This window comes from Leptolyngbya sp. AS-A5, assembly GCF_039962495.1.
Taxonomy (GTDB): Bacteria; Cyanobacteriota; Cyanobacteriia; order Leptolyngbyales; family Leptolyngbyaceae; genus Leptolyngbya.
Genome location: NZ_JAMPLL010000065.1, coordinates 1 through 10,339 on the forward strand (window position 1 = coordinate 1; position 10,339 = coordinate 10,339).

Sequence of the window (10,339 nt, forward strand, 5' to 3'; positions counted from 1 at the left end):
AAGATTGGCGAGAAATTGCTTGCTTGAAAGTTGCTGCGTAATATTGAGCAACGCCGAATGTTCAGGCATTATTGTACTTAATTTTGAACATAAGCGGTTAAGTTGATGATACCCGACACAGTGCTTAATACTTCAAACCCTTACCATTTCTGCGACACAACCGCAGGCTGTTTTAGTACAGTCTGTAAGGCTTGCAGAAGTTCTTGAATTGTGTAGGGCTTAGCGATAAAGTGTTTGATCCCACTCACCTCTCTCAATTTATCGTTAGACACAAATCCACTGATTGCGATCGCTTTGAGCCCTGGCTGTATTTTTTGTAGGGTTTGAATTGTTGTTGGTCCATCCATAGATGGCATCATCATATCGATCAGAGCGACAGCAATCTTATCTTTGTGTTGGGCATAAAGCGCAATGGCTTCAATTCCATCATTAGCTACTATAACCTGATAGTTATAGGCTTCCAGCGCCGCTTTGGTTGTTTCTAAAATTTCTACTTCGTCATCTACGACAAGAATCCATTCTGAATTTCCGTCAAGCAGATTCGAAGGCTCCGCTTGTGGGGCAACGGTTGCTTCTGTGGCTGGTAAAAATACTTTAAACTCAGTTCCTTTACCAACCTTGCTGAATACATCTATGAATCCTCCATGGCTTTTTACAATGCCTCTTACAGTAGAAAGCCCTAGTCCTGTCCCTTTACCAATCTCTTTCGTGGTGAAAAACGGTTCAAAAATTCTGTCTATCACCTCGATTGGCATTCCGGTTCCTGTGTCTTTTACACGGAGTCCAACATATGGACCGACAGATGCATCAAGATTCATACGAGCATAGTGTTCATCTATAAATAGGTTTTCAGCAGAAATAGTGAGTGTACCACCATCCAGCATGGCGTCACGACCATTGACGACCAAATTCACCAGCACCTGATGTAGATGAGTTGCATCTCCAGAAACTGACCAAAGCCCTGGCTTCACATCAGCTAGCACTTGAATCGATTTAGGAAACGTCTTCTCAGCAATTTGTTTTACTTCGTAGATCAGAGGCTCTACTTGTACGATCTCTCGATTACCCTCTATCCCGCGAGTAAATTGAAGCACTTGCTTGACAAGCGCAGCACCACGTCTAGTATTCGCTTCAACGATTTTGAGCAAATTCTGGCTCTGCTCGTCAGCATTGGGAAACTTCATCTGTAACAGTTGTGCTGTACTGAGAACGGGGGTCAGAATATTGTTGAGATCATGGGCAATACCACCTGCAAGGGTACCTAAACTCTCAAGTCGTTGAGTTCGCAGAAATTGGCTTTCGAGCTGTTTCTTTTCAGTGATGTCTGTATTAACCGTCAAAAAAGATGTGGGTTGCCCGTGTGCATCACGCATTAGAGTCCAACGGCTAGCAACAATGATTTCTTTGCCTTGCTTATTGACTTGATGCAATTCACCTTGCCATGTACCACACTCGATTAAACTTCTTTCAGCAATTTCAAGTTGCTTGAGTGAGCCTGGTTTATATAGAAGTTGACTCGCGTTTTGGTTGATCGCCTCTTCAGCGTTCCATCCGTAGAGATGCTCTGCACCTTTGTTCCAATACTGAATGTTGTTATCCAAATCTCGTACTAGAATGGCATCGGTTGTAACGTTGAGTAGAGCTGCCTGTTCCCGAATCTTGTCTTCTGCCTGCTTGGGCTGAGTTAGGTCAAGGACAAAGCCAACAATCGCCTGCTGAGATTCATCAAGCACAGCTCCGCCAATCATGACAGGAATGCGGTGTCCATCCTTGTGAAAATATTCTTTCTCAAAAGCACTAAACACTCCAGTATTGGTTAATTCTGCCACTGCAGCTTCATGGAGATGCATATATTCTGGAGGTGTCATTGCTTGCCAGTTTAAGTTCCCAGCTTTCAAGTCAGCACGATCGTATCCCACGATTTGGAGGAAGGCATCATTGGCATCGGTGATGCTGCCATCTGTCATGCTAAAAATAACTCCAATGACATTGGATTCAATCAACCGTCGAAATCGAGCTTCACTGCGCTGTAGTGCTCTAAATGCTTGCTCGCGTTCTGCTTCTACCTGCTGGCGCTGTTGAATTTCCTTTTCTAGCCGCTCATTTTGTTCAGTCAATCGCTTGGTCAGGTTTTGTAGCCGAACGTGGGTATTGACTCGTGCTAAAACTTCCTCATGATTGAGTGGCTTGGTGATGTAATCGACTGCTCCAAGATTTAAGCCTTTGACCTTATCGACGTTATCGCTAACAGCCGTCAGAAAAATGATCGGAATTTCTTGTGTGGCTGGGTTTGCTTTTAGGCGACGGCACGTTTCAAAACCGTCAATTCCAGGCATGAGGATGTCTAGCAAAATCAAATCAGGTGGAGCATACTCTGCTAGAGCGATCGCTCTTTCCCCATCTTCAGCCACCACTACTTTGAAACCAGCAGCCTCTAGTAAGTCGAGCAACACCTCTAAATTCGTGGGTGTATCATCCACGATCAAAATGACATCTTCTTCCACAACGCCTCTGTTCATTAGAAATACCTCTTAAAATTGCTGCAAAAATTCCAAAATTTGCCGTCCCTTAAATTCTTTGGCAAGCTGCCGCAAATGGGTGGCAAAAGGGCTCCACTGCTGATTCGACTCCTCTAGTTGTGTCGCTCGTTTGGTAATGGCTCGTAAATCTCCTCGCATGACTAAATCTAGAAAAATAGCAATCTCTTCTGCCGGTGGAATTAGAAAGTTAGGGGAAACTGAGGAAGAACTGGCTTGGCTGTTTTCCTGTTTGTTACTCTCTCCAAAGGGTTCTCCAATTTCACTCTCATTCTCGTAGATCCATTCCAGCTTCAGGTGCTCCTGCAATTTCTGGAGGAGATCGTCTTCTCGAATAGGTTTCGGTAGAAAATCGTTGCAGCCCACCTTGAGGCTCTGTTGCTGATCGAACTCAAAGACGCTAGCCGAGATTGCAATCACCACGATGTCTTTGAGGGCGGGCATTAATCTGAGCCGACGGGTCGCCTCAAAACCATCTAGATTTGGCATCACCAGGTCAATCAGGACGGCATCGGGCTGAAACGCTTGCGCCTTGTCTAGTCCATCTTGACCATCTACCGCATCTAATACGTCAAATCCGATCGGCTCTAGGAAGTTGATGAGGACAGAGCGGTTCGTCGCTTTATCGTCTACAACTAAAATTCTCCGCTTGTTGCCTTTGACTCCAGTAATCGTGCGCTGTAAGCCATGAGCCGTAGCTGCCGATGAATCAATGGCTAGCAGATCTAAATCAAACCAAAACGTGCTGCCTACCCCCAAGGTACTCTTGACCTGAAGCGTTCCGCCCATCATCTCAACCAGTTGACCGCTAATCGCTAATCCTAACCCTGTTCCTTCTGGCTTGCGACTATTTTCACCGACCTGTTGAAACGGCTTGAAAATCTCATCAAGTTGATTCGTGGCAATGCCAATGCCGGAGTCCTCGACTTGAAAGCGAAGCTTCTGCTCGTGATAGCCTACCTGAAAGGAGATCGTTCCTGTTTCAGTAAATTTGACAGCATTGCCCAGCAGGTTCAGCAAGACCTGGCGTAGGCGTTTGGCATCTGCCCGAATCACCTTGGGCAGAGGAGACAGCGGTTGATAAATTAACGAAACTCCTTTTTGTTCAGCTTTAATCCTGCAAATTTCTGCGATGCTTTGTAAGAATTCAGCAAAATTAAACTCCTTCGGATACAGCTCCATCTTGCGGGCTTCAATTTTGGAAAGATCCAGAACATCATTGATCAGCGTCAGCAAGTGTTCCCCGCACTGGTGAATGATCGCAATGCGATGCTTTTGCTGTTCGGATAACGATCGGTCTTTTTGACTAATTTGGGTATAGCCCAGGATGCCATTGAGAGGTGTGCGGAGTTCGTGACTCATGTTTGCTAGAAACTCGCTCTTGGCTCGGTTCGCGGATTGAGCTATTTCTTCTGCTCGTTGACGATCGCGCGCCTCTTGCCGAAGTTGCACGGTTCGCTCTTCGACTTTCGCTTCCAGCGTTTTACTATATTCCTCTAGCTGTTCGTGCGATTGTTTCAAATCAGCATTGGCAGTTGCCAAATCTTGGTAAAGACGGGCATTCTCAATGGAGATTGCCGCCTGAGAGGATAAAAGCTGTAAAACTTCCACTCGTTCTGCGGTAAAAGCACCCGTTGTGAGATTGTTTTCTAGATACAGAATCCCAATCAGCTTTCCTTGATGAACGATCGAGGCACACAAAACAGATTTTGGCTGGTGATCAAGAATATAGCTATCCGTTGTGAACATTCCCTCACGGGTGGCATTATTCAGAACCACATTCTCCTGAGTTTGCCGCACATAGTTGATGATGGATAGTGGTAGCGGGCTTGTCTCTACAGCAATAGATTGTTGAACGATGATCTCGTCTTGATTAATACGTCCAGCAGCTTCAATGAAGAGTTTCGAGTCTTTTTCTAAAATTAGAATTCCTGTTTCTGCACCTGCATTCTCAAGCAAGATCTGCATCAATTTTGTCAGCAGCTTGCTTAAAACAATCTCACCCGAAAGAGCTTGTGCTGCTTTCATGACAGCGGCTAAGTCCAGGTTGTGATTAGCGTCAGGATAATTTGTCGTTCTTTGGGAAATTGTCGCTTTTGTTCCGCTCCTAGTTGAAGTCCTGGGTAAAAACTGAGGATATTTTTCTTCTAAATGCTCAACTTTAGCTTGAGCACCCCAAACCTGATAAGCATAATGCGCCTTTTGTAGATAGAGTTGGGCGATCGCATCTCTTCCCCATCCTAAATAACATTTACCTGCCAGCTCATACGCCAGTGCTTCTTCATTCAGATATTCGTTTTCTTTAGCCAGAGCAATGGCTCTGTCATACATCTCCATTGCTTCTACTTTTTCATCTAAAACTCGATGCCGCTCTGCTTCTACTAAATAGAATTTGTGCAGATAATTCATGGGCGCATGATGCGCCCAATTCTGCATTTTTTCTTGATTAGCTTTTACTCTGCCAAGAATGTCTTGTTGTTCTGACTGGGGAGCGTCAGAATACACTGCCAGCCTAACTAAAGAGTCATAGAAATGGAAGAGAGAAAGATGAGGTGTTGCGACAACTGCGTCCAAATAGTTTTCTTCGAGCACAGCATTTTCGATCGCTTCTGAGTAATTTTCAAATAAATAACAAAGTAAAAGTTTATTCAAATAGGTGTAAGCGATCGCTGCTCTGTCGTTTGCTTGCTCGTGTAGTGGTAACCCTATTTGTTCATCGTAGGCTTCACCCTGGAGACGGCAAGGATTTCCACTTTGCCCCAGCAGATTTAAGGTAGCCTGCCAATAGATTTCGTGATAATTAAGTGCTGTTTTTTGCTTGATTTTATCAATTGCATCCCTATTGATTGCCATCTCTCTTGCAAGGGCAGTCAATTCTTTGCCGCTGTAGTAAGCGAAATAGGAGTTCACTAATAGACCAAAAGCACCAAATTCTAAATCTCCTGTCTCCATCCCAATAGAATAGGCTGACCTCAAAGGCTCTAGCGTTTTTCTCAGATGTTCTTTCCAGGGTCGGATAAAGATATTGACGATGACGATCGTTTTAGCTTTAATTTCTTGAGTATTTAATTTTGACAGCAGATTTAAAGCTAATTGACCAAACTGATAGCCCGAGTCAATATCTCCCACAACTCCGCAAAGTAGAAGACCATAATTGGCATAAGCAGTAGGAGAAACAGGAGCATTACCGTGTTGGACTGATAGATCGACTTGTTTACACACCGCCAATGGCAACAGTGTAGGAGCAGCAATATAGGCGGGAGCAAAGATACTTGCTAAAAGTTTAATGGCTGCTAGTTTGTAGGGATCGCTCATTTGAGGCAGATCGACTAACTCCTCAATTCGCCTCCCATTCAAAGTCGCCGCAGTTTCGGAAAGCGCTTGTCCAATATCAGATGGAACTGGATTTTCGGGAAAATTCACTCCCAACAGCTTTAAGGCTTGTAGTGCTGTATTAATTGCTTCTAGCAGTTTGTTCTGCAATACATGAGCTTGAATCTGAATCTCATATACTTTCACTTTTTCCAATAAGGTTTTAGCGCAGTTTTGCACGATGTCAACGAATCGCTGTACTGCTTCAAAATCACTGCTTAAATATGCCGACTCTGCTGCTTCGGTGTGCAGTGCTAATGTGAGTTCGTACTGATGATTCCAGCTATCTTCAACTAACAACTCCATCCCTGCTTGCAAATATTCAACAGATGCAACATAAGCCATTGCTGCCTTTGCTTTCTGACCTGCCATCAAATTAAGCTGAGCAATTCTGTCTTGTTCTACTCGATCGGCAACTAGCTCAATCCCTAAGTTGAAGTGATCGACAATCTCAAATATCTTTTCTGATAACGTCTCTGACGACGTGTTTTGCCAAAGCAAACGACCAATTTGCAAGTGAGTTGCTTGCTTAGAACTATCATCAATCAGCGCATACGCAGCTTGTTGCACCCGATCGTGGAGAAATCTAAATTCCAGACTTACTAAATGTGCATCAATCAGGTCTTCAGATACAAGCGTTAATCCAGAAGTTGGTAATACTAAGCCTTCTTCAATCGCTGCCAACAGGTTTTGATAGGTAACGGCTGGCGGTCGCTTATCGATGATTGAAAGCGTCTGTAAATCAAACGTGTTACCCATACAAGCAGCTAACTGCAACACCTGTTGAGTCGATTCAGGCAACTTTCGCAACTTCTGAATCATCAATTCAACAACATTATCGGTAATGCCGATTGCCTCAATTTGGGTAATGTCCCACTGCCAACTAGGTTCACCGACCTTTAATGGAACCGAGAACGTCAACAGACTCTCTTGATACAGCGTTTTGAGAAATTGATTGACAAAGAAGGGATTTCCCGACGTTTTGCGGATGACTAATTCAGCTAATGGCTGGACAGAAATTGCATCACGATGCAGCGTGTCAGCAATGAGATGGCTAATATCTGCGAGGGCTAAAGGAGCTAAGGTAATTTCATGAATGACAACAGATGTCGATCGTAGTGAATCGAGTGTCATCATTAAGGGATGACTTGGACTGACTTCATTATCTCGATAAGCTCCAACCAAGAATAAATAACCTGTTTCTGCATCGGTTAGAATCACCTCTAGCAGCTTCAGTGTGGCAGAATCAACCCATTGCAGATCATCCAGAAACAGGACTAGAGGGTGCTCTGGTGAGCAGAAAACACGGATAAAGTTTTGAAAAACGAGATTAAGTCGGTTTTGTGCTTCTGTTGGTGCAAGATCCACAGTAGCGGGTTGCTTGCCAACAATCAGTTCCACGTCTGGAACTACATCAATAATGACCTGAGCATTGTTACCCAGAGCGTCTAAAAGCTTGGTTCGCCATTGAGCCAGTTGTGTTTCGCTCTCAGTCAGCAGTTGTTTCACTAAGGACTGAAAGGCACTAATCATTGCAGAGTAAGGAACATTGCGCTGGAATTGGTCAAATTTACCAGAGATGAAGTATCCTCTAGCGCCAACGATCGGTTTGCGAACTTCATTGACTAATGACGATTTTCCAATGCCAGAGTAACCCTTAACCAGCATGGCTTCCGTTTTGCCAGCACTGACGCGATCAAAGGTCTGCATTAACAAGCTCACTTCGCGATCGCGTCCATAGAGCTTTTCTGGAATCAAAAATTGGCTAAATAAATCGAACTCTCCCACCTTAAAACGGGAAATCGTGCCAGAAGATTGCAGCATCTCTAGACACATTTCTAAGTCAGTCTTCAGCCCTAGCGCGCTCTGATAACGGTCTTCTGCCGTCTTAGCCAGTAGCTTCATAACAATGTCAGACACCGCCTCTGGAATATCTGAATTGACCAGATGAGGCGGGACTGGTGCTTTAGCAATGTGACAGTGAATGATCTCCAAAGTATCAGTTGCTTGAAACGGCAATTGCCCAGTCAACATCTCATAAAAAGTAACGCCTAGAGAATAAAAGTCAGTCCGGTAGTCGATCGAGCGGTTCATTCTCCCGGTCTGCTCGGGAGACATATAAGACAGCGTTCCTTCAAGAACGTTACTAGTCGGCGAATTTTCGCTCGGCAAGCGTGTAGAAATCCCAAAATCAATCAGCCTGATTTCACCCGTTTTCTGATTAACGAGAATGTTGTCAGCTTTAATGTCTTTATGAAGAATACTTTGCTGATGAAGCTGCGCCAGAACTGAAGCTAAATGAATTGCGATTTGTAAAAATTTGTTTAGTTCAAATCGTCCTACCGCGATCGCCTTCGCTAACGATTCTCCATCAAAGTCAGCTAGGATGAGCGCTAACCCATTTCGGTAGCTTTCTAAGGCTAATGGCTTGACAACTTCTTCGATCTCTAAGTCTTGAAGAATTTGATATTCGTGTCTTAACCGAGCCAATTGGTCGATCGTTGGATACTCAGCTTTCAGCGTTTTGATAATGACGCTCGTTGGTTCCAGGTTGCTGTTAGATGTCCTCTTAGCCCGGTAAACGTAGCTGGCGAATCCTTCATGAAGGACTTCGAGCAGGGTGTAGCCAGCGATCGTAATACTCATCTTTTTACAAACGGATACTCTTAAATGTTGAATACTCGACTTTCCCCATGTTAGGTATGGAACGAGTAATTTGATGAGCTTGTGAACGTGATAAAATGGCCTGTCTCTTTCCCTAGAATAGATGACAAGTATTAAAGACTACAGGGAGACAATAATACTTCACCAACGGACATGACTTGGCGCGAGGTCAACCTAATTCGCACGGGCATTGTCAACTTAACCGTGATTATTCAAAATCAAGCACAATCATTCCTGAATCGTCAGGTTCGCTCAATTCAAGCAGCAGTTTTCAGGCAGGCAATTTCTTGCCAATCTTGAAATCGCTGGCGTAGTTGTGCGCGGTAACGTTTTGCACTCAGTTGATGCTGTTTCGGGCGAAAGTAATCTCGAATCGGTCCAAAAGCTGAGAGAAATCGTTGGGCTGGCCCGGGCGATTTGAAGTGTCGCATTCGTCGCTCTCGTGTTCGTGTAGGTTGATGGGAGTTCTCGACTCGATTATTCTAGTCCTTATATGCTGCCGATGCGCCACGCGCTTCATCATCTGCTTCTTTGCCGCTTCATCGCTCTTGAGCTTGTCACCGTGAAGTTCTGTAATAGGTCAGCCACAGAATCAGGGTTTCAGATGTTAAGCGATGTTTCATCACGAATATCACTTTTGGTAATTCATGTCCTACAACATCCTTAATGGCGGGAGAAATGTAGCTGAGATGTACGCGAGCGTTGCTTCATCTAACTTAAAGATTAAGTTTCGGGCTACTCAACATTCTGGGTCACCAAAACGTGGAAAGAGCCCTGAGGCTGAACATTTACGGCACTATCTCCACTGCATTGTAAAGCGTTGTGCTACTCAAAATCCGAGGAGATGCTAGACATTCATTCGATTGCCACTTCACTATCTAAGTTCAGGGAATTAAGGAAGCTAAAATCTGCCTCGCGTTGGATACAGCACATTTATCGGCTCCTGTAGTTTCTATACTATTGAGCTGTCAGAGAAAGCTTCCAAGCTGGCTGAATGAATTGAATTGATATGATTATTGGAGTGTAAATTATGAGTTTAGAAGAGAGAGCAAAAGCGGCTGCTAAAAATATCGAAGGCAAAGCACAAGAAGCGATCGGTAGCATGACGGGTGATCAGCAAGCGCAAGTAGAAGGTAAGGCAAAGCAAGCCGAAGCTGAAATGCGAAATGCTAAGGAAGATATCAAAGACAGTGTTAAGAACATTGTTGATAAAGCCTAAGCAGGTTAATGCATCAATTGGTGCTACTTACACCGTAGGGAATGAGTTGCTTTGCCTACTCCCTCTTGTGTAGGGTGCTTGCGTGACTCAAGGCACTACAGCCTGAGCGGCACTATCAACTTAACCGAGAAGATTCAAAATTAAGCACGGAAATCTCTCAATCGTCAGTCTCGCTCAAGTTTACGCAGCATCTTTCACACAGGTAATTTCCCGCCAATCTTCTAAGCGTTGGCGTAACTGTTCTCGATATCGTTTTGCACTCAGTTCCTGTTGCTTGGGATGGAAGTGTCCTCGAAGCGGTCCAAATGCTGATAGAAATCGTTGCGCTTGTCCGGGCGATTTGAATCGCCCCATTCGCCTTTCTCTGATTCTTGTGGGCTGGTGGGAGTTCTCCGCCCGGTTGTTCAATCCCTTGTGCTGTCGATGTTCCACACTTGGCATCACCTGTTTCTTTGCGGCTTCATAGCTTTTCAGTTTGTCGGTGATAATCACCCATGGCACAAAGCCTTGTTTCTTCAGCAGCTTACGGAAAAATCGCTTCGCTGCC

At 44.5% G+C, this 10,339-nt stretch carries 4 protein-coding genes and 1 pseudogene; 1 reads left to right on the forward strand and 4 read right to left on the reverse strand.

The genetic code is table 11. The features are described 5' to 3' along the window. Positions 1 to 140: 140 nt before the first annotated feature. The 3 genes and pseudogenes from NC980_RS25685 to NC980_RS25695 all read right to left on the reverse strand — a co-directional run. A complete protein-coding gene (locus NC980_RS25685; protein WP_190377316.1) occupies positions 141 to 2,519 on the reverse strand; it encodes a response regulator in 2,379 nt (792 codons plus the stop codon). A gap of 12 nt (positions 2,520 to 2,531) precedes the next feature. After that, positions 2,532 to 8,555 (reverse strand): hybrid sensor histidine kinase/response regulator, encoded by a 6,024-nt coding sequence (locus NC980_RS25690; RefSeq protein ID WP_190377317.1) that lies wholly within the window; start codon positions 8,553 to 8,555, stop codon positions 2,532 to 2,534. 275 nt (positions 8,556 to 8,830) lie between these two features. After that, a pseudogene (locus tag NC980_RS25695) lies at positions 8,831 to 9,132 on the reverse strand (DDE-type integrase/transposase/recombinase); the annotation flags it as partial. Between the two features lie 471 nt (positions 9,133 to 9,603). Between NC980_RS25695 and NC980_RS25700 the strand changes: the two are divergent. Continuing rightward, positions 9,604 to 9,792 carry a CsbD family protein gene (locus NC980_RS25700; protein ID WP_190377318.1) on the forward strand — a complete coding sequence of 63 codons (189 nt, stop codon included), beginning with the start codon at positions 9,604 to 9,606 and terminating at the stop codon, positions 9,790 to 9,792. A 180-nt stretch (positions 9,793 to 9,972) separates the two neighbouring features. Here NC980_RS25700 and NC980_RS25705 read toward each other — a convergent pair. After that, the coding region (locus NC980_RS25705) for a DDE-type integrase/transposase/recombinase (protein WP_190377319.1) at positions 9,973 to 10,339 on the reverse strand (367 nt) is incomplete at its 5' end.

Coding starts and splice junctions, on each gene's coding strand:
- NC980_RS25685 (WP_190377316.1), bottom strand. CDS start 2,519: ATGAACAGAGGCGTTGTGGAAGAAGATGTCATTTTGATCGTGGATGAT.
- NC980_RS25690 (WP_190377317.1), bottom strand. CDS start 8,555: ATGAGTATTACGATCGCTGGCTACACCCTGCTCGAAGTCCTTCATGAA.
- NC980_RS25700 (WP_190377318.1), top strand. CDS start 9,604: ATGAGTTTAGAAGAGAGAGCAAAAGCGGCTGCTAAAAATATCGAAGGC.